The organism is Sphingomonas gei (assembly GCF_004792685.1).
Lineage (GTDB): Bacteria > Pseudomonadota > Alphaproteobacteria > Sphingomonadales > Sphingomonadaceae > Sphingomonas > Sphingomonas gei.
In genome coordinates, this window is sequence record NZ_SRXT01000001.1 from 241,963 (window position 1) to 264,577 (window position 22,615).

Annotated in this window: 14 protein-coding genes; 10 read left to right on the plus strand and 4 right to left on the minus strand. The window is 65.5% G+C overall.

Features of this window, described 5'->3' with window-relative positions:
* The first annotated feature begins 153 nt into the window (after positions 1-153).
* The 4 genes from E5A73_RS01015 to E5A73_RS01025 all read left to right on the plus strand — a co-directional run bounded on the left by E5A73_RS01015 (position 154) and on the right by E5A73_RS01025 (position 4,189).
* A complete protein-coding gene (locus tag E5A73_RS01015) occupies positions 154-984 on the plus strand; it encodes an alpha/beta fold hydrolase (protein WP_135961941.1) in 831 nt (276 codons plus the stop codon).
* A gap of 237 nt (positions 985-1,221) precedes the next feature.
* Positions 1,222-1,371, plus strand: a complete 150-nt coding sequence (locus E5A73_RS21150; RefSeq protein WP_168355758.1) for a hypothetical protein — start codon at positions 1,222-1,224, stop codon at positions 1,369-1,371.
* Between the two features lie 150 nt (positions 1,372-1,521).
* Positions 1,522-2,958, plus strand: coding sequence for a hypothetical protein (locus tag E5A73_RS01020; RefSeq protein ID WP_206366351.1), 1,437 nt, complete (start codon positions 1,522-1,524; stop codon positions 2,956-2,958).
* Between the two features lie 169 nt (positions 2,959-3,127).
* Complete coding sequence (locus E5A73_RS01025; protein WP_135961943.1) at positions 3,128-4,189, plus strand: LacI family DNA-binding transcriptional regulator; 1,062 nt, start codon at positions 3,128-3,130, stop codon at positions 4,187-4,189.
* 7 nt (positions 4,190-4,196) lie between these two features.
* Here the strand turns inward: E5A73_RS01025 and E5A73_RS01030 are convergent, their stop codons facing one another.
* Complete coding sequence (locus E5A73_RS01030) at positions 4,197-5,816, minus strand: glycoside hydrolase family 43 protein (protein WP_135961944.1); 1,620 nt, start codon at positions 5,814-5,816, stop codon at positions 4,197-4,199.
* On the minus strand, positions 5,813-7,000 hold the full coding sequence (locus E5A73_RS01035) for an MFS transporter (RefSeq protein ID WP_240699952.1): 1,188 nt from the start codon (positions 6,998-7,000) through the stop codon (positions 5,813-5,815). The genes E5A73_RS01030 and E5A73_RS01035 overlap by 4 nt, the downstream gene beginning before the upstream one ends.
* Before the next feature lie 490 nt (positions 7,001-7,490).
* On the opposite strand from E5A73_RS01035, the gene E5A73_RS01040 reads away from it, so the two are divergent.
* The 4 genes from E5A73_RS01040 to E5A73_RS01055 all read left to right on the plus strand — a co-directional run bounded on the left by E5A73_RS01040 (position 7,491) and on the right by E5A73_RS01055 (position 14,203).
* A complete protein-coding gene (locus E5A73_RS01040; protein WP_240699953.1) occupies positions 7,491-10,460 on the plus strand; it encodes a TonB-dependent receptor plug domain-containing protein in 2,970 nt (989 codons plus the stop codon).
* Between the two features lie 205 nt (positions 10,461-10,665).
* On the plus strand, positions 10,666-11,625 hold the full coding sequence (locus E5A73_RS01045) for an alpha/beta hydrolase (protein WP_135961947.1): 960 nt from the start codon (positions 10,666-10,668) through the stop codon (positions 11,623-11,625).
* Positions 11,626-11,656: 31 nt separating this feature from the next.
* Complete coding sequence (locus E5A73_RS01050; protein ID WP_240699954.1) at positions 11,657-13,267, plus strand: alpha-N-arabinofuranosidase; 1,611 nt, start codon at positions 11,657-11,659, stop codon at positions 13,265-13,267.
* Positions 13,268-13,477: 210 nt separating this feature from the next.
* A complete protein-coding gene (locus E5A73_RS01055; protein ID WP_206366370.1) occupies positions 13,478-14,203 on the plus strand; it encodes a FadR/GntR family transcriptional regulator in 726 nt (241 codons plus the stop codon).
* A 5-nt stretch (positions 14,204-14,208) separates the two neighbouring features.
* On the opposite strand, the gene E5A73_RS01060 is transcribed toward E5A73_RS01055, so the two are convergent.
* Entirely contained in the window at positions 14,209-15,279 is a 1,071-nt protein-coding gene (locus E5A73_RS01060) for an alpha/beta hydrolase (RefSeq protein ID WP_240699955.1), read from the minus strand.
* A 160-nt stretch (positions 15,280-15,439) separates the two neighbouring features.
* Here E5A73_RS01060 and E5A73_RS01065 point away from each other — a divergent pair, with 160 nt between their 5' ends.
* Together E5A73_RS01065 and E5A73_RS01070 are read left to right on the plus strand one after the other, a co-directional pair.
* A complete protein-coding gene (locus tag E5A73_RS01065) occupies positions 15,440-17,500 on the plus strand; it encodes an alpha-L-arabinofuranosidase C-terminal domain-containing protein (protein WP_135961950.1) in 2,061 nt (686 codons plus the stop codon).
* Positions 17,501-17,552: 52 nt separating this feature from the next.
* A complete protein-coding gene (locus E5A73_RS01070) occupies positions 17,553-20,225 on the plus strand; it encodes a glycoside hydrolase family 3 C-terminal domain-containing protein (protein ID WP_135961951.1) in 2,673 nt (890 codons plus the stop codon).
* Positions 20,226-20,227: 2 nt separating this feature from the next.
* Here E5A73_RS01070 and E5A73_RS01075 read toward each other — a convergent pair whose 3' ends face one another.
* Positions 20,228-22,609 carry a glycoside hydrolase family 95 protein gene (locus tag E5A73_RS01075; RefSeq protein WP_135961952.1) on the minus strand — a complete coding sequence of 794 codons (2,382 nt, stop codon included), beginning with the start codon at positions 22,607-22,609 and terminating at the stop codon, positions 20,228-20,230.
* Positions 22,610-22,615: the final 6 nt, after the last annotated feature.

Consider the following 22,615-nt stretch of genomic DNA (forward strand, 5'->3'; position numbering starts at 1 on the left):
GCATTTTTCGCGCCATCGGCAGTGAAGAGATCGCTCCCGACCGTCGCTATCCGGGAGGATCGCATGCCGAACCACGACCGACCGCTGCCGTTTGAAGCGCTCGCGCGCGGTTTCGCGGGGCGCACCGTTTCACCCAGCAGAAGGACTCAAGCCATGAACTATGTGACCACCACGGACGGCGTCGAGATATTCTACAAGGACTGGGGGCCCAAGACCGCGCAACCCATCGTCTTTCACCATGGCTGGCCGCTGAGCGCGGACGATTGGGACGTGCAGATGATGTTCTTCCTGAACCAGGGCTTCCGCGTCGTGGCGCACGATCGGCGCGGGCATGGCCGATCGAGTCAGGTCGATGGCGGGCACGACATGGACCATTATGCCGCCGACGCCGCGGCGGTGGCCGACCATCTCGATCTCGAGCGCGCGGTCCATATCGGCCATTCCACCGGAGGCGGCGAGGCGACGCGGTACGTGGCGCGCCACGGCACGGACCGCACTGCCAAACTGGTGCTGATCGCAGCGGTGCCGCCACTGATGCTCAAGACTGCGAACAACCCCGGCGGCCTGCCGCTCGCGGTGTTCGACGGTTTCCGCAAGGGCTTGGCCGACAATCGCTCGCAAAACTATCTCGATATCGCGAGCGGCCCCTTTTACGGCTTCAATCGGCCCGGCGTGGCGACCATCCCGGGGCTCGTCCAGAATTGGTGGCGCCAGGGGATGATGGGTGGCATCAGGGCGCATCACGACGGCGTGAAGGCTTTCTCCGAGACCGACTTCACGGATGATTTGAAGCGCATCCAGGTCCCGACCTTGGTGATGCACGGCAGCGATGACCAAGTGGTGCCGGTAGACGACAGCGCGCGACTTTCGGTGGAGCTGCTGAAGCACGGCACGCTCCAGATTTATGACGGTTTCCCGCATGGCATGATCACCACCCATGCCGAGGTAGTGAACCGCGACATTCTGGCTTTCATTCGGCGCTGAGCGTCTCGGGACGAGCGCCGAGTCGAACGGCTCTGACCGACAGGGGCTCGCCGATCTGAGATTGGGCCGTACGCGTCGCGGCTGGTGGGTGATCGGACGGCCGCTCGTGCCACAAATTTCAAGCGACTGCCGAAAGTAATTGCAAAGAACCGAAAAAGAGGAGAACTTGAAAGAACTGGGACGTTGAAGGTTGGCCAGTAAATGTCAGCTGTCGTCGCCAGTCATGAGGAGAAGGACATGACGAAGTCGACCAAGTCGGAACAGTTGCGTATCCAACTCAAGGCGCTCGACGCTTCGCTGGTGCCGGACTCAGCGCACGGCAAGGCACGGACTCTCGCCCTAAAGGTAAATTATGGAGAGGATCGAGTCCACGGCGAGGCGCCCTGAGATTGATCTGTCCAATCGAGAATGATCGAAAGCGCCTAGACAATTGTGTTTCGCGCTAGGTTGGACTTCCACGATATCGCTTCCCCCATCGGCTTGGCCGATGGGGGGCTGTTTCTGGGCCGCTCCTCGGTTTTCCCCGTCCAGCACCGAATGCTGCGCACCGAAGTCCTCGAGAGCGAGGATCGAGTCGTCCTGATCTCCTACGAACGGTTTACCGACGATCCGGAAGGCGTGGTGCTGGTTACCGGTCTCTCCGACTCGGCGATTCAGGGACGGTTGGACGCGCTCGACGCGTATCTTCTGGATTTCGCGGTGCTCGAGATTGATCGTCGAAAGCGGACGATATCTTATCGCGCATCCCCCGTCGTCTCGATCCCGGCCTATCTGATCGCTGATCAGGACGGTGTGGCGATCGATTGGGATTATAGCCGCTTGCTGGTCGATCGCGAGGTCGAGATCGTCTGGGACGTGGCGCTCGCGCAGATCGCAGGTCGTTCGACATACGCGCCGACGACGATCGTCGCAGGCGTGTATCGCGCCACCGCCGGGGCCGTGCTGAGGGCCAGTGCAAACGGCGTTGCCGTCGAATTGCCCGAAAGCATCGAGCATGACGGTCCGCACGACGTCTGGCCCGACGCGCATGTCGAGGCACAATTGTTCGAGGCGATCAAAGCGATCCTCGATTCGCGACCGCTCGATCCATCGCGCTTGGCAGTCGAATTGAGCGGCGGCATGGACTCGGCGCTGACCTCGATCGCTGCGGCGGCCGTCGCCGGCCCCGGGGTGATGAGCGTGGGTGCACAGTTCAACGGTCCGATGGGTGCAGCGCAACGCGAACGCAGGTCGATGCTTCGGGATCATGGCGGGTTTGACGATCTCAGCGTCCCGGCCGAGCGATTTGCTCCCTTCGGGCCGACAAGCCTGCGTCGCATCCGCTACGGAGTCTGGCCCGAGGACGAGAATTACCCGGAGTTGTTCGAGGCGATGTTCGGTATGTTGCAGGCGGCCGGCATCGATACGCTCGTCTCGGGATTGGGTGGGGACGAACTCTATACCGCCTATGAGGGCGAGGAAGGCGCGCCCGCCGGCAAGGGCGAGTCCGCCTGCGCATTCCTGACTGCCGAGGGGCTCGCAATCGCGCATCGTGCACGGAGTCCCTATCCGGCCGGCTGGCTACAGGAAACGTGCTGGAGCGGGGCCGCGAGCGAGTCGCAGCGGGTGCTGCGGTACGGGTTGTGGCCCGTTCACCCCTATCACACGCTCGCACTGGCGCGCTTCGTCTCGCGCCTGCCACGCCGATATCGGCGCGATCGTCGGTTGCTTCGCGATACGCTCTGCGAGCTTCTCGGAAACCAGGTCTTCGCGACGGACTATGTCAAAGAGACGTTCAAACTGGTGGCGCATCGCGGAATCGCCGAAAACAGGGCCTATCTGATCGACCTTGTGCAGAGATCGAATCTGTCGCGGCATCCTGGCATCGCGGATCAGGCAATCCTCGCCGCGTTGGCGGGGGACATCGAGGCGCTGGACCATCACACCTACAACGCCCTGTTTCGCGTTCTGAAAGTCTTCTGCTTCTTTCAATAGAAGCTCAAGGACGTGTCTGCCCACCCGGCGCTTCGCCGCGCCCGCCTATCCGTCCCGATGCGCTGGCCCGCTGTCGCGAACGGGATGGGATCGCGTCTTCGATGCTCTCACCGTTGCGCGCCGGGTGAAACCGGCTAGTTCGGGAGCGACGCAATGTGAAAGGACCCTAGTGGCACGAAGCGCACGCCCACGAAGCGCTACGATCAAGGATGTCGCGGCAATGGTCGGGGTGTCGCCGATGACCGTGTCGCGCGTAATAAACGATCAATATGGAGTCGGCGCCGAAACCCGCGCCGCCGTGGAAGAGGCTGTACGCGCGCTCGGCTACACGCCCAACGTCGCCGCGCGCAGCCTCGCAACCTCGGCGGAGCCCAAGATCGGCGTGATCTATTCCAATCCCAGTGCGGCGTTCATGAGCGACTTCCTGATCGGCGTTTTCGAGGAGGCCTCCGCGCGCGGGGTTCGCCTGGTTCTGCTGAAGGGGGAGGGCGGCAAGCCCCCGGCCGAGGCGCAGCTCAGGGATCTGGCGGCGTCGGGCGTGGCGGGCTTCATCGTGACGCCGCCGCTCGGCGAGTCGCGCGCGATGCTCGAACTGCTCGGCGAGACGGGACTGCCGATGGCCGCGGTGGGCGCGCATGCCGTTGAGAATGCGATCTGCGTGCGGATCGACGATCGCGGCGCGGCCTATGAAATGACCCGGCATCTGATCGATTTGGGGCATCGACGCCTTGGCTTCATCGTCGGCAATCCCGATCAGGCGGCGAGCGCGGAGCGGCTCGCCGGCTTCTACGCGGCGGTTCGGGAGGTGAACGACGTGCGGACGACCGTTGCGCAGGGTGACTTCAGCTTCGCGTCCGGATTGAGCGCCGCCGAGCAACTGCTCGACGCCAGCGAAATGCCTTCGGCGATCTTCGCCAGCAACGACGACATGGCGGCGGCGGTGATCTCGGTCGCGCACCGACGCCAGCTCGACGTGCCGAACGCGCTGACCGTCGTCGGCTTCGACGATACCCCTGCGGCCGTGATGCTGTGGCCGCCGCTGACGACGGTGCACCAGCCGGTTCGCGCGCTGGCATCCGAAGCGCTCCGCCTGCTCGTCGCCGAGATCGCTGCCGTCGAGGCGCCGCCCGCCGGCCGCCCCGACCGCGTGCTGGAGCACAGCATCGTCAAGCGGCAGTCCGCCGCGGTCGTCGCGCCTGACCCTGCGGCCGTTTCCGCCGCCGCCGAATAGCAAAGCCTCAGTCGGAGTCGCGGCCCTCATATCGGAAAAAGGCGAAATCCGCCGGGGCGGCGGTGCCGGCCATATCCTGGCACGCCATCCCGACGAACGCGCCGGTGAAATTCGGCAGACCGGAGAAGGAGACTTCGTCGGAAAGCACGCTGGCATCGAGCGCCGGCGCCAGCTGCCAGTCCCGATCGCCTTGCGGACGCCAGGCAAAGCGAAGCTCGTCGAGATCGACCTCCACTCGCAGATCGATCGGTCCGCGAGGAAGGTCTGGGGCGACGGTGACGACTGACGAACCACCGTCGACCGGCGAGCTCGACATGATCTGCAGCTGCCGCGCATCACCATCGCGTGTCACGAACAGATAATGATATTTCGTGCCGTTATAATAGCAGATCAGACCAGCTGCCTGCTGGAAGTGTGCGGGGTCGAATTCCACCTGCGTCGTCGCTGTGTAGCGGAAATGCTGCTGCCGGCGCGCCACCAGCGCCTGAGTGAAGTGGCTCCCCAGACTCTCGCGTCCGTACAGGCGCAAGTGACCTGGCCGGGCCGACAGGCTGAACAGCGCTTCCGGATGCGGGGTTCGCAGCCATTGCAGGTCCTGCGGCAAATCGGGCGTATCGAAGCTTCCCTCCCACGGCGTGGCTGGCCACGGGGCAGGGGGCAGGTCGGGCGCAGGCGGTGCGGGATCCGGCAGTGCATCCCCCCGAATCGTTCGCAGCCAGCCGTCGTCGCCCCATTGCATCGGCTGAAGTGCGGTCTCCCGGCCGAGCACGCAGCGTTCGCGTCCCGGCAGCGGGCGCCCGCACAGATAGCCGATCCACGGCGTTCCGTCCGCCAGTTCGACCAGGTCGCCATGGCCTGCGCGGGTCAGCGGCAGGTCGTGCTTGCCGAACGACGTCAGCACCGCGCCGTCGGGATGCACTTCATACGGGCCGAACAGGTTGCGCGACCGCGCCATCACCACTGCGTGCTCCCAGCCGGTGCCGCCCTCGGCCACGAGCAGATGGTACCACCCGTCGCGCTTGTAGAGGTGCGGGCCTTCAGTGAAGCCGCGCTCGGTGCCTTCGAAGATCAGATGCCGCCCCCCGAGCAGCTTGCCCGTGCCACGATCGAGCTCCTGCGCGACGATCCCCGCGAAGCGCGGCTTGGTGGGCCGATGATCCCAGAGCATGTTGAGCAGCCAGCTGCGCCCGTCATCGTCATGGAACAACGCAGGATCAAAGCCGCTGCTGTTGAGATAGACCGGGTCGGACCATTCGCCGTCGATACGATCGCAGGTGACGAAATAATTGTGAAAGTCGCGCAAGGTCAGGCCAGTGGCGCCGTCGAGCGTCGACTGGCCGAAGCGCTTGACGTCGGTATAGACCAGCCAGAAGCGGCCATCGGCATAGGTCAGGTCGGGCGCCCAGACGCCGCACGAATCGGGCGCGCCGCGCATGTCGAGCTGTTCCGGACGGCGCAACGGCCGCGTTGCCAGCCGCCAATGGACCAGATCCCTGCTGTGATGGATCTGGACGCCGGGAAACCATTCGAATGTGGAGGTGGCGACGAAGAAGTCTTCGCCGACGCGTACGATCGAAGGATCCGGATTGAAGCCGCGCAAGATTGGGTTGGAAATGCGATCGTTCATGTCGGTTTGCGCACGAGGCTCCAGAGTAAGGCGGCGCCTGCCAGATCGAGCACGCCGAGCACGATGAAGAACGGCACATACCCGACCTGATCGACGATCTGGCCGAGCACGAGCGTGAAAGCGAGGATGCCGAAATTACCGGCAAGCCCGGCGAGGCCGGCGGCGGTGGCGACTTCTTCGGCGCCGAACAGGTCCGATGCCATGGTGATGACCGTCACTGACAGCGTCTGATGGGCGAACCCGCCAAGGCACAGCAGGGCGATCGCGACATAGGGATTGGAGGCGAGACCGACGAACGCCATCCCGGTCATCAACACCGCGCCGATGGTGAATGCCCAGCGCCGGGCGTCGATCAGGTCGACTCCGCGCCGCTGGAGATGCGCGACGACCGCCGGTCCGAACAGGCAGCCGAGGTCGGCGGCGAGGAACGGGAGCCAGGCGAAGATCGCGATCTGGGCGAGATCGAAGCCGCGCACCTTCGCCAGGTATAACGGCATCCAGAAGGACAGCATTCCCCACACCGGATCGGCGAGCATGCGCGGGAGCGCGATGCCCCATAATTCCCGGCGACGGATCAGCTGCAGGATCGGTGTTCGCTTGCGCCCGGCCGCGCGCCAGGATTCCTTTCCGGCGTGGATATAGGCGCGCTCCTCGACACCGAGGCGCCGGTGCTCGCCGGGCGGACGATACCAGATCAGCCACGCCACGCACCATATCAGCCCGCAGGCCCCGGTGACGAGAAAGGCGAGCCTCCAGCTTTGAGTCAGCACGGCCCATGCGACCAAGGGAGGGGCCAGGACGGCGCCGAACGACGCGCCGATATTGTAGATACCGCCGGCGAGGCCGCGCTCGCGCGCCGGGAACCATTCGGTGATCAGCTTCTGGCCTGCCGGCTGCGCCGAACCTTCGGCGAACCCCAGCGCGAACCGCAGACCCGCGAACGACACCCAGCCAGTCGCCAGCACATGCGCCATCGTGATGATCGACCAGAGCGCGGCGCAAAGCGCGAAGCCTAGGCGCAGGCCGGTACCGTCGAGGAAATAACCGATCAACGGCTGGAGCATCACGCCCAGCTGGAAGGCGCCGGTGATCCAGGAATATTGTTCGCTCGAGATCGCCTGTTCGCTGAGAATCACCGGCGCGGCGACACCGAGGACCGAACGGGCAAGATAGTTCAGCACCATTGCCCCGACAAAAAGGCCGATGATGGTCCATCTCAAGTGACGAAAGCGGAAGCGCTTGGCAGGCTCCGCGGGTGCACTCCAGTCGTCTGCCATATGCTCCCCATGCGATAGCGCTATCGTAGCCCAATGACTCTCCGTCGTCGCGATATCGGCACTGCTGCTCCCGAGATGTGGGACAGACAGCAGGAGGCCGACGGGATTTCAAGCGCAAAATTTGGAAACAGGTTGAAATTTGTCGGAGCATTGACTCCCGGCGAAGGCGAACTTACCACACTTATGGTAACGCTAACGTAAAATCAAAAGCAGACGATGGCGAATGGTCCGAAGAGGCCGATCACTAGGAGGAGGGATGATGTCTAAGAGCGGGAATTCGCAACCGGAATTCGGTGCGGTAAGCGGATATGGCAGTGTTTTGCACTGTGGCATTCGACACGAATCGGCACTGCGCGAATCAGAGGTGCGGCGCGGTTTGCGCACCCAAGCGCGGTCTTTGCACGGAAACATACGCTTCCGAACCCTCCTTTCCGCAACTATTCTCTCGACGCTCGCGCTGGTTGCCAGCCCGGCCACCGCGCAAGAAGTAGCGACGCCGCCGGCACCGGCACAATCGCCCGGTCCTGCGCAAGTTTCTGAGGGAGCGACGCGGGCTGGCGAGCCGGCCGAAGCCGAGATCATCGTCACCGGCTCGCGGATTCAGGCCACCGGCTTCGCGGCACCCACCCCGACGACGATGGTCGGCGAGGAGCAGATCCAGAACAACGCCCAGCCGAACATCTTCGCAACCATCACGCAATTGCCTTCGCTGCAGGGATCGAGCGGTTCGACGACGAACACGTTCAGCACTTCGAGCGGACAGCAGGGTTTGAGCTCGTTCTCGCTGCGCGGGCTCGGTACGATCCGTACGCTCACTCTGATCGACGGCCAGCGCGTCGTGGGGGCATATTATACCGGCGTCACCGACGTCAGCCTGTTCCCGCAATTGCTCGTCCGCCGCGTGGACGTGGTGAACGGCGGCGCCTCGGCATCCTATGGCTCGGACGCAGTGGGCGGCGTGGTCAATTTCATCACCGACACCCGCTTCACCGGGATCAAGGGCAATATCCAGGGCGGCATCACCACGTATGGCGATGACGAGCAGGGGCTGATCCAGCTTGCCGCCGGCCGCAGCTTCTTCGGCGACCGGCTGCATGTCGTCGCCAGCGGTGAGTTCGCGAAGGAGGCGGGTGTGGGGCCGGGCGATTTCGGCACCGATCTTGCCGGCAAGCGCGACTGGTTCAAGCAGACCACGATGATCAATCGCAACGTCACCAACGACGGGTCGCCGCAATATGTCATGCGCGATTTCGCGCAGCCCTATAACTTCACCAAATACGGGCTGATCAGCGCGGGTCCGCTGCAGGGTATCGCGTTCGATCAGAACGGCCGGCCTTTCCAGTTCAATTACGGCTCCAACGGCAGGCCGGTTGGCAACGCCGCCGGCACGGTCGCCGGCTGCTTCCCGGGCTTCTGCGTGGGCGGCGACCTGTCGGGAAATACCGATACCGGGCGGACCCTGCAGTCGGGCATCCAGCGGCTGACCGGCTATGGCCGCATCGGCTACGACTTCGCCGAGGGCAACGAGATCTACTTCACCTACAATGCCGGCCAGGTGAAGACCCACAACCAGCCGGTCAACGGACAGAACCGCACTGGGCTGACGATCCAGTGCGCAAATCCGTTCGTCCCGGTTTCGGTCCAGACGCAATGCGCGACCGCGGGCGTCACCAGCTTCACCTTCGGCACGGCCAACGCGCTGCTGCCGAACACCCGGGTCCGCACCGACCGGCGCCAATATCGGTTCGTCGGGGGCATCAAGGGCCGGTTCGGGGTGCTGGGCTCCGACTGGAATTACGACGGCTATTACGAGCGCGGCGTCAATCACACGGCAGTCGACGTCGAGGATATCCTGCTCACGCCGCGGTACAATCAGGCGATCAACGTAATCACGCTCAACGGCGCGATCGTCTGTGCCGATGCCGTCGCGCGCGCCAACGGGTGCCAGCCGATCAACATCCTCGGCGGGGCCGAGCCGTCCGCCGCGGCGCGCGCCTATATCATGCCGGAGAACGGGCCGTTCCAGCGACTGCGGATCACGCAGGATGTGGCCAGCCTGAACTTCTCGGGCTCGCTGTTCGACTGGGGGGCAGGGCCGGTATCGCTCGCGTTCGGCGCCGAGTATCGCAAGGAATTCTATCAGGTTCGCGCCGACGCCTACGGTGCCGGTGTCACCGCGATCAGCCCGAACAATGCCGAATATCCCGCGGATCCTTTGCTCTCGCCCCTGGGCAACAATTGGTATGCGGGCAATTACAAGAACGGCGACGGCAAATACGACGTCAAGGAAGCGTTCGTCGAACTCAACGTTCCGTTGTTCAACAGCGACGTGCTGGGGCGCGCAAACATCAATCCGGCCGCGCGTGTCACCGACTACAGCACGTCGGGCACGATCTGGGCGTGGAAGGTCGGCGGCACCTGGGATACACCGCTCGACGGACTGCGCCTCCGCGGCGTGACCTCGCGCGATGTCCGCGCGCCCAATCTGTCCGAGCTGTTCGCGGCACCCGTCACGACGACGTTGCCCAACTTCCTGGATCCGGTGCGCAACGTGAACGTCGTCGCGATCCAGAGCGTGGTCGGCAATCCGAACCTCACGCCGGAAATCGGTCGCAACACCACTTTCGGCGCGGTCTACGCGAACCCGTCATGGCTGCCGGGCCTCAGCGTCTCGGTCGATTACTACAAGATCAAAGTGCGGGACGTCGTGTCGAGCCTGGGCGCGGCGCAGATCGTCGACCTGTGCTTCCGCAACATCATTCCCGAGACGTGCAGCGCGTATAATCTGAACAATCCGAACGGCCCGAATTTCATCAACGTGCAATCGTTCAATCTCGCTTCGATCAAGACCAGCGGGATCGATATCGAAGCCAGCTATCAATGGCGCCAGCCCTTGGGGCTTCCCGGAAGCTTCACGTTCCGCGCACTGGCGACGCATATCCGCGAGTACATCACCGAGGCTGGGCTTCCGGGCACCGCGCCGACGGACTCCGCAGGCGTCAACACCGGGAATACGCCGCACTGGAAGGTATTGGGGGTGCAGACCTATACCAACGACCGGCTCAGCCTGACGGTGCAGGAACGTTGGTTCACCGACGGCAATTACGGCAACCAATATGTCGTCTGCTCGGCCGGCAACTGTCCGGTATCGACCGCGATCGCGCCGACGATCGATAGCAACTTCATGCCCGGTGCCTTCTATCTGGATGTCGGCGGAACCTACAACTTCACCGAACAGGTGACCGGCTATTTCAAGGTCGACAATGTCCTGGATCACGATCCGGCAAAGTCGCCCAACAACGCGAACCCGGCATTGTACGACATTGTCGGCCGCATCTACCGCGCCGGCGTCCGGTTCAAATTCTGATCTCGTGCCGGCCGGCTACCCGGAGGGCCGCCGGCCGATTTTCCGATCGATTGCGTCCATATCTCGTTTGATAATGTCCGACTAATAGATATGGTAGCGCTAACTTGGCGCTCGCGATGTCCGGTCGGACCGAGCAGTAGCCACTGAAACGATATAGCCCGAGGCATCAGCCGCCATCGGGCAGAAAGCAGAGGAGGGACCTGTCATGAATCCGATCGAAAGCTCGAGGCCCTTGCGCAGAATCTGGCGTGCCCGCGGTATTGCAGCGTCGCTCGCTCTGGCTTGCGCCGTCGCGTCGCCGGCGAGTGCCCAGAAAGACAAGATGACGCCGATCGCGATCCCGGCGCAGCCCAGCGCGATCACGCTGGATACCGGCCCGCTGCCGGGCGCGACCGCGGCCGAATCGTGGCATAGCCAATATGGCAGTGTCTTCGCCCGGAATGTCACCGTCGCGACGCTGACTCCGTTCCTGCCCGATCCCGCCCGCGCGACCGGCGCCGCTGTCGTCGTCGCCCCTGGCGGCGGGTTCCGGACGCTCTCGATGGAGAATGAGGGCTGGGACGTCGCCAAAGCGCTTGCCGCAAAGGGCGTGGCTGCCTTCGTGCTCAAATACCGGCTCAATCAGACCCCCGCCGACATGCCGGGGTTCGAGCGTTCGATGAAGGAGATGTTCTCCGCGACCGCGCAGCGGCCGCGCATGGACCCTCAGCAGGCAATGGCGGGTCTGGCTCCGCAGATCGCCGACGCACGCGCCGCCTTCGCGCTGATCCGCCGCCGCTCGGGCGAATGGCACGTCGACAAGGACCGCATCGGCATGGTGGGCTTTTCCGCCGGGGCGATGCTGACGCTGGCGACCACGCTCGCGGGCGAGGATGCCAAGCCGGCATTCATCGGCAATATCTACGGGCCGCTTGCCGCAGTCACCGTCCCCGCCGACGCACCGCCGATGTTCGTCGCGCTGGCCGCCGACGATCCGTTTTTCGCCAATGGCGGAATCGGCCTGATCGACAATTGGCGCGCGGCCAAGCGGCCAGCCGAGTTCCATCTGTTCGAACAAGGCGGGCACGGCTTCGGCATGTATCCGAAGAAGACGACGAGCACCGGCTGGTTCGACTCGTTCGTGCGGTGGATCGGGATGCACGGCATGCTGGAGCGCGCGCATTGACCGCCGGCACGCCGGGTCTCGCGATCGTCGAATGCTGATATTGGGAGGGAAGATGTTCGATTTCGTCCGCGCGGGCGCCGCGATTTCGCTCGCTTTGGTGCCGGTGCCGCCGGCGCTTGCCCAGAGCGGATCCTCCGCCCCCGTCGTGGTGACGGTCGACCCGTCGAAACCGGGCAGCAGGATCGACCGCAACATCTTTGGCCAGTTCGCCGAGCATCTCGGCACCGGCATCTATGGCGGCGTCTGGGTCGGCGAGGATTCGCCGATCCCGAACGTCCGCGGCATCCGCAAGGACGTGGTCGCGGCGTTGCGCGCGATCCGGGTGCCGAACGTCCGCTGGCCGGGCGGGTGCTTCGCCGACGAATATCATTGGCGTCACGGCATCGGCCCGGCGAAAGACCGCCGAGTCACGATCAATTCGAACTGGGGCGGCTCCACCGAACCCAACAGCTTCGGGACCGAGGAGTTCATGGACTTCGTCGATCAGATCGGCAGCGAAGCCTATGTCTCGGTGAATGTCGGGTCGGGCACCGTCGCCGAAGCCGCCGAATGGATCGAGTACATGACCGCCGACCCGGCGACGACGGCGGGCAAGGAGCGCGCGAAGAACGGGCGCAAGGCGCCGTACAAGGTCAAGTATCTCGGGCTCGGCAACGAGAGCTGGGCGTGCGGCGGAGCGATGACGCCCGAACATTATACCGACGTGATGAAGCCGTTCGCGCGGTTCGTCCGCAACTATAATCCGGCGCAGACCGGTGCCGAGGCGATGCAGCGGATCGCGGTCGGCCCGAGCGACGATGATCCGGCGTACACCGACGGTGTGATGAAGGCGTGGAAGAGCCACGACTGGAGCTGGAACATCGAGGGCCTCTCGCTCCATCATTATACCACCGGCGGCTGGCCCCCTTCCTATCCCAGCACCGGCTTCGACGAGGGCGGCTATGCGCGGCTGGTCAAGGCGACGCTCGGCATGGATGCGCTGATCGCGAAGCATTCGGCGATCATGGACAAATACGACCCCGAGAAGAAGGTTTCGCTGGCGGTCGACGAATGGGGGGTGTGGCTCGCGCCGACGCCGGGAACCAATCCCGGCTTCCTCCAGCAGCAGAATTCGATGCGCGACGCGATCATCGCCGCGCTCAACCTCAACATCTTCGCGCGGCATGGCGATCGGGTGCGGATGACCAACATCGCGCAGATGGCGAACGTCCTCCAGGCGATGATCCTGACCGACGGCGGCAAGATGGTGCTCACCCCGACCTATCACGTCTTCAAGATGTATTTGCCGTTCCAGGATGCGACGCTGATCCCGGTACGCTTCGATGCCGCCACCTATTCGCAGGGCGGCATCACGCTGCCGCGCGTCGATGCCGTCGCGGTGCGGGACAAGGCAGGCCAGCTCTGGCTGGCGCTGACCAATCTCGACCCGAACCGTCCGGTGCGGATCGACGCGCACTTTGCCGGTTTGCAGGTGCGCGCTGCGCGGGGCGAAGTGCTGACGGCGCCGCGGGTGGACTCGAACAACAGCTTCGAAGCGCCGATGACCGTCGTCCCGAAGCCGTTCGCGGCCAAGGCGATCAAGGGAGGTGCGCAGATCGAGCTGCCGGGCAAGTCGGTCGCAATGCTCCAGATCGAGGAGTGACGGAGCGAGCGATTGCGTTCGCAGCAATTCGGTCGCGCCCAGCTCCTCTCGTCGCCCATCCCCCCGGCGCAGGGACGATTATTAGCACGCGCTCTGTACTCGGACTAATACGCCATACGCCTTGCGCTCGCTGGCCGGGCTGGGGATAACGCGCGGCGCATGGGGGAGATCGGGCATATGGCATCGGACAGCGAAGACGCCCCGGCGCCCATGGCCTCGATCGCGCCGCTGTCCGCGTCTGCCAAGGGCAGCGGCCGGCGGCTGCGCGGCGCGGTTGCCCATTATCTCGGCACGGCGATCGTTTCCGGGAGCATCGCCCCGGGCGAGCGACTGACCGGCGAAGTCGCCAATTCGGAGGCGCTGGACGTTTCGCGCAGCGCCTATCGCGAGGCGGTGCAGGTGCTCGCCGCGAAAGGGCTGGTCGAAAGCCGCACCAAGGCGGGAACGCGGGTGCTGCCCCGGAGCCGCTGGAACATGCTCGACCCCGTCGTGCTGGCCTGGGCGTTCTCGGGCGAGCCCGATTTGGAATTCGTCCGCGACTTGTTCGAGTTGCGCGCGATCGTCGAGCCGGCGGCCGCGCGCATCGCCGCCGGGCGACGCGACAAGGCCGATCTCAAGGCGATGAAGAACGCTCTGGCCGGAATGCGCCGGTTCACGCTGGCGACCGAGGCCGGCCGGGCGGCCGATCGCGACTTTCACAGCGCGCTGCTGCAGGCCACGCACAACAACGCACTGATCGCGCTCAGTGCGAGCATCGGCGCGGCGGTGAACTGGACGACTCAGTTCAAACAGCGGACGCGCGCGCTGCCCCGCGACCCGCTGCCCGATCATGCGCGTGTCTACGAAGCCATAGCGGCGGGCGATCCCGAGGCGGCGAGCGAGGCGATGCGGGTGCTCGTCGAGCTGGCGCTCGAGGATACGCGCTCGTCGATGTGAGTTCGCTACCGCGCCGCCGCAAACACCAGATGCTTGCTGAAGAACGGGATCACCTGTTCCTGGAAGCGCGCGGCGACATCGCTCGTGTGATCGCCAGGATAGATTTCGAAGCTGTTGGCGATGCCGTAACGGTCGAGTGCCTCGTGCAGCTTCGCGGCGTCGTCCTTGAGCCCGTCGCGATCGCCGACATCGATGGCGATCGCCTTGTAGCGCCGGAGATTGCCGACATATTGGTCGATGAACGCGAGCGGCGCGTTCGCCGCCCATTTTGCCAGTATTTCGGGCCGCACCACGCCGTCCTTGACGGGTAGGTCCAGGTACAGGGGCGGATTTTTGGGATTGGGAGACCATGCCGCGGCAGTGGCGAGCTGCGCGCGTTCGCCCCAGCCGAGCCTGCGCGCTTCCTCCAGCGACTTGACCTTGGCGAGTGCCTCGCCGGTTGCGGCGTTGAACTGCGCCGGATCGCGCGGCGACAGGCAGCACGGACTCATCATATAGATCGCCCCGAACGTCTCGGCGTGCTTCATTCCGATGCGCGCGGTGCCGTATCCGCCCATCGAATGCCCGGCCAGCCCGCGGCTCTCCCGCACCGCCAGCGTGCGATAATGCGCGTCGATATGGCGCACCAGATCGCGCGATACGAACGCCTCGAAATCGCCGGTGGTCGGCGAGCTCGAATACATAGAGCCGTTATGCACCGTCTTGCTGTCGGGGAGCACGACGATCATCTCGTTCGCATCCTTGGCAAAGGCGCCTTCGATCGTCTGCGGAACATGGATCTCCTTGATCCATTGCTCGGCGCCGATCGAATAGCCGTGGAGCGCATAGAGCACCGGATAGCGCTTCTTCGGGCTTCGCGCGTAGCCGGGGGGCAGCACCACCAACACGTCGCGATCCGCCGCCTCGCCCTCGAGATTGCCGACGATGGTGGGAGAGTGCACCTTGATGCGCTCGATGGTTGCCGAAAGCGCGCCCGGCACCGGTGCCGGAACGCGAGTCGCTACCTGCGCCGCAGCCGGACCGCTTGCGACCAAGGCCAATGCGAGACCCAGCATGTACGCAAACCGGTTCGTCATCGCTTCACTCTCCCTGCGACAGATCGCCCGTTGTCGACCGGCCCGATATTGGCATCCCCTTCTCGCTCCCGAACCTTGAATTGCGTCGAAGGGGGCTGGCGGAATGGTAGCGCTAACGTTACGCATAACGGCTATAACCGATAACACAATGGAGGGATGGATGAGGCTGGCGGCAACGGCGATGCTCGCGTTGATTCTCGGCGCGCGGGGGGCGCCGCTGGCGGCACAGGACATACGCGCGACCATCCAGGGCTCGCAGCGGTCGGCGCCGGTCACGCGCTATGCCTATGGCATGTTCATCGAGCCGATCGGCGGGCTGGTGGCCCGCACCTTGTGGGCGGAGATGCTCGACGATCGCAAATTCTACTATCCGGTCGTGTCCGAGGCGCGGGATGTTCCGCCGCCGCCGAACGCCGAGGGCCGGCCCGGGGTCTTTTATCGCAAATGGCGTCCGATCGGCGGCGACGCTGCAGTGACGATGGACGTGCAGGATCCGTTCGTCGGCCCGCACAGCCCCAGCGTCGCGGTCGGGGAAACCCCGCACGGTCTCGCACAATCCGGCATCGGGGTCGCGAGCAATGCGCAATACACCGGATCACTCTGGCTATCGGGGGATGCCACCGCCAGGGTACAGGTGGCGCTGATTTGGGGTGTTGGCGCAAACGACCGGCAGGTCGTCACGCTCCCCGCCGTCGGGCCCGCGTGGCAGCGCGTCGCCTTCGCTTTCGCGCCGGGCGCCGACACCCTCGACGCGCGGCTCGAAATCACCGGCACGGGTGCGGGCCGCTTCCGGGTCGCCGCGGTCTCGCTGATGCCTTCGGAGAATGTCGACGGCTGGCGCGCCGACACCACAACCATCGCAAAATCGCTCAACTCGGGCTTCTGGCGACTGCCGGGCGGCAATTTCCTGTCGGATTGGGATTGGCACGGCGCACTCGGTCCGCGCGATCGGCGGGCGCCGATGTTCGATCACGCGTGGAGCGCGATGCAGCCTAACGACATCGGCATGGACGAGTGGATGCGGCTCACTCGCATCCTCGGCGTCGAGCCCTATGTCACCGTCAATGCCGGGCTGGGCGACGCAAACTCCGCCGCCGAGGAAGTCGAGTATCTCAACGGTCCGGCGACCAGCGACTGGGGTGCGAAGCGCGCGGCCAACGGCCATCCCGAACCGTACGGCGTCCGCTTCTGGAATATCGGCAACGAACCCTATGGCTGGTGGCAGATCGGCAAGACCAGCCTCGCATATTATCTGATCAAGCATCGCGAGTTCGCCGAGCGAATGCGCGCAGTCGACCCTTCGATCACGCTAATCGCCTCGGGTGCGATGCCCGACCAGCTTCATCCGCGCGACGTCAAGGAGAATTCGACGCTCCAGAGCATCCAGCACAAGTTCGGCACCGAGGAAGACTGGACCGGCGGCTTCTTCGCCCATGCGATCGACACCTTCGACGGGATCAGCGAGCATTGGTACGATCGCCCGGAGGAGCGCCCCAACGCCCCCGCCGACGCCGAGCTGATCGAATATGCCCGCGCGCCTTCGAACCATGTGCGGATGAAGGCGGAGGAGTGGAAGATCTACCAGCAGCGCTTCCCGGCGATCGCCGCGCGCAAGACTTTCCTGTCGATCGACGAATATGCCTATTTCGGCAAGCCGACGCTCAAAAATGCGCTGGGCTACGCGATGGTGATGCAGGAAATGCTGCGCCACACCGATTTCCTGACGATGAGCGCCTTCACCACCGGCGCCTCGACGATGGACATCACCCCCACGGCGTCGACGCTCAACACCACCGGTACGGTGTTCAAACTATACGGCGAGCACTTCGGCGCGGGTACGATCCCGCTGGCAGTCGAGGGCAATGTTCCGCAGCCCGACCCGCGTCATTCGGTCGGCTTCGCGCATCCGCAGGTGAAGGCAGGGAGCGCGACCTGGCCGCTCGACGTCATCGCCGGGCTGAGCCCCGATGGCCGGCGGCTGCGCATCGCCGTGGTCAACGCCACCTACGAGCCCCAGCGCCTGCAGCTCGAACCGCGCGGTCTCAAGCCGGGCGGGGCGGGCATTCGGTGGATGCTCACCGGCCGATCGATCGACGCGGAAAACAAGGTCGGCGCGCCGGCGGGAGTGACGATCAGCGAGAAGCGCGTGCCGGCGCCCGGCCGCGCGCTCACCGTCGATCCGATATCGGTGACGATCTTCGAATATCCCGTCGGAAAATGATGCTGCATCGCGACGTGATCGCACGATCCATCGCCTGAACAGAGGATTCCCCATGACTAGATCCCTGGCCGTGTTCGCGGCGTTACTGCTGGCGAGCGCCGTCTCCGCGCCACCGGCCCAGGCGCAGGAAGCCGCATCGCGCGCGCGGGCCGGCGCCGACAAGCTGGCGGCCGATCTGGTCGCCAAGCTCACCCTCGACGAGAAGCTCGACCAACTGCTCAACACCGCGCCGGCGATCCCGCGGCTCGAGGTGCCCGCCTATAATTGGTGGACCGAATCGCTCCACGGCGCGCTGGGCTCGCTGCCGACGACGAATTTCCCCGAGCCGATCGGGCTCGCCGCGACTTTCGATGCGCCGCTCGTCAAGCAGGTCGCCGGGATGATCGGTGCCGAAGTGCAGGGTCTCCACGCTCTGGCGCGGCAGACCGGCCGGATGGGGCGGATCGGCACCGGGCTCGATACCTGGTCGCCCAACATCAACATCTTCCGCGATCCGCGCTGGGGCCGGGGACAGGAGACCTATGGCGAGGATCCTTATCTCGCCGCGCGGCTGGGTGTCGCTTATGTCACCGGCATGCAGGGCCCGGATGCCGACCTGCCGAATGTGATCGCCACGCCCAAGCATTTCGCGGTGCACAGCGGCCCCGAATCGACCCGCCACAGCGCGAATGTCTTCGTCTCGCGCCACGATCTCGAAGACACCTATCTGCCCGCGTTCCGCGCCGCGATCGTTGAGGGGAAGGCCGGGTCGGTGATGTGCGCCTATAACCGCATCGACGGCCAGCCAGCCTGCGCCAGCGACATGTTGCTCGGCGAATATCTTCGCGGCGCCTGGGGCTTCAGCGGGTATGTCGTGTCGGATTGCGACGCGGTAAAGGATATCAGCGACAACCATCATTATGCGCCCGACCCGGCGGCGGCAGTCGCGGCGGCGATGCGCGCCGGTGTCGACAGCGAGTGCCACGGCGCAACGCTTTCCGACACCGCCGGGCTCGGCGAACGCTATCGCGAAGCGCTTGCCCGCGGGCTGATCACAGAAACCGATGTCGACCGCACGCTCGTCCGCTTGTTCTCCGCGCGCTACCGCGTCGGCGATCTCGCCGGAGTGCGCAAGCCTGGCGGCAGCATCGCAGCGATCGGCGCCCCCGCGCACGCTGCCGCGGCGTTGTCGGCGGCGGAGAAGAGCCTTGTCCTGCTCAAGAATGACGGAATTCTGCCGCTGCGGCCGGGGCTGAGGATCGCGGTGATCGGTCCGCTCGGTGACGCGACGCGGGTGCTGCGCGGCAATTATTCGTCGCCGCTGTCGGGCACGCCGATCTCGGTGCTCGACGGCCTACGCCGCGCGCTGCCGGGCACGCGCATCAATCATGTCCCGTTCGCCGAGACCTACACCGATGGCGATCCCATCCCCGTGACCGCGCTGCGCGGCCCCGACGGCCGCCCCGGCCTGCTCGCGCGGTACTTCAATGTCCTCGGCATGCCACCGGCGCGCTTCGTCCCTGGCGCCATGGCCGATTACGTCGCCAAGGCGCGCTTTGCCGACACGCCGGTGGCCACGCGCATCGAGCCCGGGGTCAACGGTCGCAGCCTTGATCTGGCCCAGGTGTCGGATCATCATCGCGTGATCTGGACCGGTTTCATCGTCCCGCCCGAGACCGGCAGCTACCGGCTGGGCCTGTCGGGCTTCATGAGCGGCACGATGCGCTTCGCCGGCAAACCGTTCGTCGATCTCAAGGACGCGCCCTGGGGCAGCCTGCCGACGATGAAGACCGTGCGGCTCAAAAGGGGCAAGCGCTATCCGATCGTGGTGAGCGGCGACGCGCATACCGGGACGACCGGCGTGGGGCTGGTGTGGAAGCGCATCACCGCGACGCCCGAGCGCGACCTCCGGGCGGCCGCGGCGCAGGCCGATGTGCTCGTCGCGGTGGTCGGACTGACGTCGGATCTCGAAGCCGAGGAATCGCCGGTCCAGGTTCCCGGTTTCAAGGGCGGCGACAAGACGACGCTCGACATTCCGCCCGATCAGCAGGCGCTGCTCGAACGGGCGAAAGCGACGGGCAAGCCGATCATTCTCGTCGCAATGAACGGCAGCGCGCTCAACTTTGCCTGGGCCAAGGAGAATGCGTCGGCGATCCTCGAGACCTGGTACCCCGGCCAGGCCGGCGGGCTGGCGATAGCCAATGTGCTTTCGGGCCGAACCAACCCCTCAGGCCGCCTGCCGCTCACTTTTTATCGCGGCATCGACGATCTGCCGTCGTTCGGCGACTATGGCATGGCCGGCCGGACCTATCGCTATTTTACCGGAACGCCAGTCTATCCCTTCGGATACGGCCTCAGCTACACGCAATTCGCTTATGGCCCGCTGACCGTGACCCCGTCCGGCGGCGACGCCGCCAAGGGGCTTCGCGTGACCACCGAGGTGCGCAACACCGGCGGCCGCGCGGGCGACGAAGTAGCGCAGCTCTACCTCGACTTTCCCGACGATCCGGGTGCGCCTCGGATCGCCTTGCGTGGCTTTCAGCGGGTGACGCTCAAGCCGGGCGAGGCGCGCATCCTGCGCTTCGATCTCTCGCCGCGCGATCTCAGCGCCGTCACCGTGGAGGGCGTGCGCAAGGTGCTGGCGGGCGACTATCGCGTCACCGTCGGCTCGGGTCAGCCGGGCACCGGCGTGGCGGGGCAGAGCGCCGGCTTCAGCGTCGCGAAGCCGGTCGCCCTTCCCAAGTAAGGTTAGCCGTCTAGCCGTGCGCGCAGCGTCGCGCCGGTGAGACGCACCGGCCGTCCGGGCCGGAGCATGACGGAGACGCTTCGCGCGCCCAGCCGCACGCGAAACTCGCCGCCGACCGCGCTCACCAGGACGGCGTGCCGCAACCGCCCCGCGCGCCATTCGAGATCGACGGTGCACGCCCCCCGGGCCCGCAGCCCACGGACCGACCCGGCCGGCCAGGCCTCGGGAAGCGCCGGCAGCAGCAGGATCTCGTTGCCGCGATTTTGCAGCAGCATCTCGGTGATCGCCGCCGCTCCGCCGAAATTGCCGTCGATCTGAAAGGGCGGGTGTGCGTCGAACATATTGGGATAGGTGCGGCCCGGCCCGAGCAGGAATTTGAGGATCCGATGGGAATGCTCGCCCTCGCCGAGCCGCGCCCAGAGGTTGATCCGCCATGCGGTGGCCCAGCCGGTCGATTCGTCCCCGCGCAATTCGAGCGAGCGCTTGGCCGCGGCTGCGAGGGCGGGGGTGTCCCGAAGGTTGATCTGGTGCGACGGGTAGAGCCCGTAGAGATGCGAGACATGCCGGTGGTCGCGCTCGGGCGCGGCGGCGTCCCAATCCTCTTGCCACTCCTGCAATTGGCCGAGCGCGCCGATCTTGTCGGGTGCCAATTGCCCGCGGAGCGTTCGCAACTGCGCCGCGAATGGCGCGTCTGTGTCGAGCACATCGGCGGCGGCGGCGGTCTGATCGAACAGGTCGCGCAGGATCTGCATGTCCATCGCCGGCCCGGCGCACAGCGAGGCACCGTGCGGGTGCCGGTTTTCGGGCGAGAGCGACGGGTTGGTGACCAGGAAACCGGTCGAGGGATCGCGCTGGAGCGCATCGACGAAGAACTCGGCGGCGCCGCGCATCAACGGATAGACCGTCGCGAGCCACTTCGTGTCGCGGCCATATTCGTAGCGGGTCCAGAGATGGGTGCACAGCCATGCCCCGCCGGTGGGCCACAGGCCCCATTGCGCGCCGTCGATCGGCGCCGTCGCGCGCCACAGATCGGTATTGTGATGCGCGACCCAGCCGCGCGCGCCATACATCTCGCGCGCCGTCCGCGCGCCGGTTTCGGCGAGTTCGCGAATCATCTCGATCAGGGGCGTCGTGCATTCGGCGAGGCCGGTCACCTCGGCGGGCCAGTAATTCATCTCGGTGTTGATGTTGATCGTGTATTTGGAGCCCCAGGGCGGATCGAGGCTCTCGTTCCAAATCCCTTGCAGATTGGCGGGCTGGCTCTTCGGCCGCGAGGCGCAGATCAGCAGATAGCGCGCGTAATTGAAGTAGAGCGTGGCCAGCGCCGGGTCGGTTGCGGTTTCGCTCGTGCGGATGCGCGCATCCGTCGGCTGGTCGGCAGCGGCGCTGCGCCCGAGGTTCAGCCGGACGTTGCGGTAGAGGCGGCGGTGCTCGGCGGCAGCGTCGGCCGCGATTTCGGCGAAGTTCTTTACCGCCGCCGCATCGAGCCGGGCAGGGGTGAACGCGGTGGGATCCGCGTCGGTATCGTCGAAGTGTCGAAAGCTCGTCGCCATTGCGATCAGCAACGTCACCTCGTCCGCGCCCTCCACCGCGATCTTGCCATCGCGCGCGGCGAAGGTGCCACCGCGGGTGAACACGCGTACACGGATCTCGAAGCGTAGCGCGCCGGCGACACCCCCCATGTCGCCGTTCCGGCCCGACAGCACGATCGTGTCGCCTTCGATGACCAACCTGCGTTGCAAGGGCGAAGAAAGCCCCAATTCGCAGCTGATCGCGCCGGATCGATCCGAAGACAGCCGAACCGCGATGATCTGTCGGATCGGGCAGGCGACGACCTCGCGGTGGAAGCGCGTTCCATTCGCCGCGAAGCGCGTGGTGGCAAGGGCGGCATCGAGGTCGAGTTCACGTTCATAGTCGCGAATTTCGGCCTGGGCGAGCTGAGGCATCTCGATCAACAAATCGCCGGCCGTCTGGTACGCCATCTGCTTCAGCGGCCGGGCCATCAGTTTCGCGTCTGCCAGCGCCTGCGCCTCGGCATAAAGGCCCGCGAATATCAGGCGTCGAACCTCGGGCAGCGCCGCGTGTGCCGACGGATTGACGGGATTATACGGGCCGCCGGACCACAATGTGTCCTCGTTGAGCTGCAGCCGCTCGCGCGCCACCCCGCCGAACACCATCGCGCCCGCCCGGCCGTTGCCGACGGGCAGGGCCTCGGTCCATTTTTCGGCCGGCTGCCGATACCAGAGGCGATGCGCATGCGCTTCGAGTGCCTCGGCGGCCGCCGATGTCGGCTGGGTGGAAAAGCCGACCGCCGCCGCCGCGGACCCACCGAGCAGAAAGCGCCGCGTGATGCCTCGATGTTCTCCCTCTTCCCGAGAATCCATCGCCAT

What these genes read in the sequence shown, in the direction of transcription:
- E5A73_RS01055 (WP_206366370.1), top strand. Translation starts at nt 13,478, where the DNA reads ATGGCCTCGATCGCGCCGCTGTCCGCGTCTGCCAAGGGCAGCGGCCGG.
- E5A73_RS01035 (WP_240699952.1), bottom strand. Translation starts at nt 7,000, where the DNA reads ATGGTGCTGAACTATCTTGCCCGTTCGGTCCTCGGTGTCGCCGCGCCG.
- E5A73_RS01020 (WP_206366351.1), top strand. Translation starts at nt 1,522, where the DNA reads ATGCTGCGCACCGAAGTCCTCGAGAGCGAGGATCGAGTCGTCCTGATC.
- E5A73_RS01060 (WP_240699955.1), bottom strand. Translation starts at nt 15,279, where the DNA reads ATGACGAACCGGTTTGCGTACATGCTGGGTCTCGCATTGGCCTTGGTC.
- E5A73_RS01065 (WP_135961950.1), top strand. Translation starts at nt 15,440, where the DNA reads ATGAGGCTGGCGGCAACGGCGATGCTCGCGTTGATTCTCGGCGCGCGG.
- E5A73_RS01075 (WP_135961952.1), bottom strand. Translation starts at nt 22,609, where the DNA reads ATGGATTCTCGGGAAGAGGGAGAACATCGAGGCATCACGCGGCGCTTT.
- E5A73_RS01045 (WP_135961947.1), top strand. Translation starts at nt 10,666, where the DNA reads ATGAATCCGATCGAAAGCTCGAGGCCCTTGCGCAGAATCTGGCGTGCC.
- E5A73_RS01015 (WP_135961941.1), top strand. Translation starts at nt 154, where the DNA reads ATGAACTATGTGACCACCACGGACGGCGTCGAGATATTCTACAAGGAC.
- E5A73_RS01030 (WP_135961944.1), bottom strand. Translation starts at nt 5,816, where the DNA reads ATGAACGATCGCATTTCCAACCCAATCTTGCGCGGCTTCAATCCGGAT.
- E5A73_RS01070 (WP_135961951.1), top strand. Translation starts at nt 17,553, where the DNA reads ATGACTAGATCCCTGGCCGTGTTCGCGGCGTTACTGCTGGCGAGCGCC.
- E5A73_RS21150 (WP_168355758.1), top strand. Translation starts at nt 1,222, where the DNA reads ATGACGAAGTCGACCAAGTCGGAACAGTTGCGTATCCAACTCAAGGCG.
- E5A73_RS01050 (WP_240699954.1), top strand. Translation starts at nt 11,657, where the DNA reads ATGCTGATATTGGGAGGGAAGATGTTCGATTTCGTCCGCGCGGGCGCC.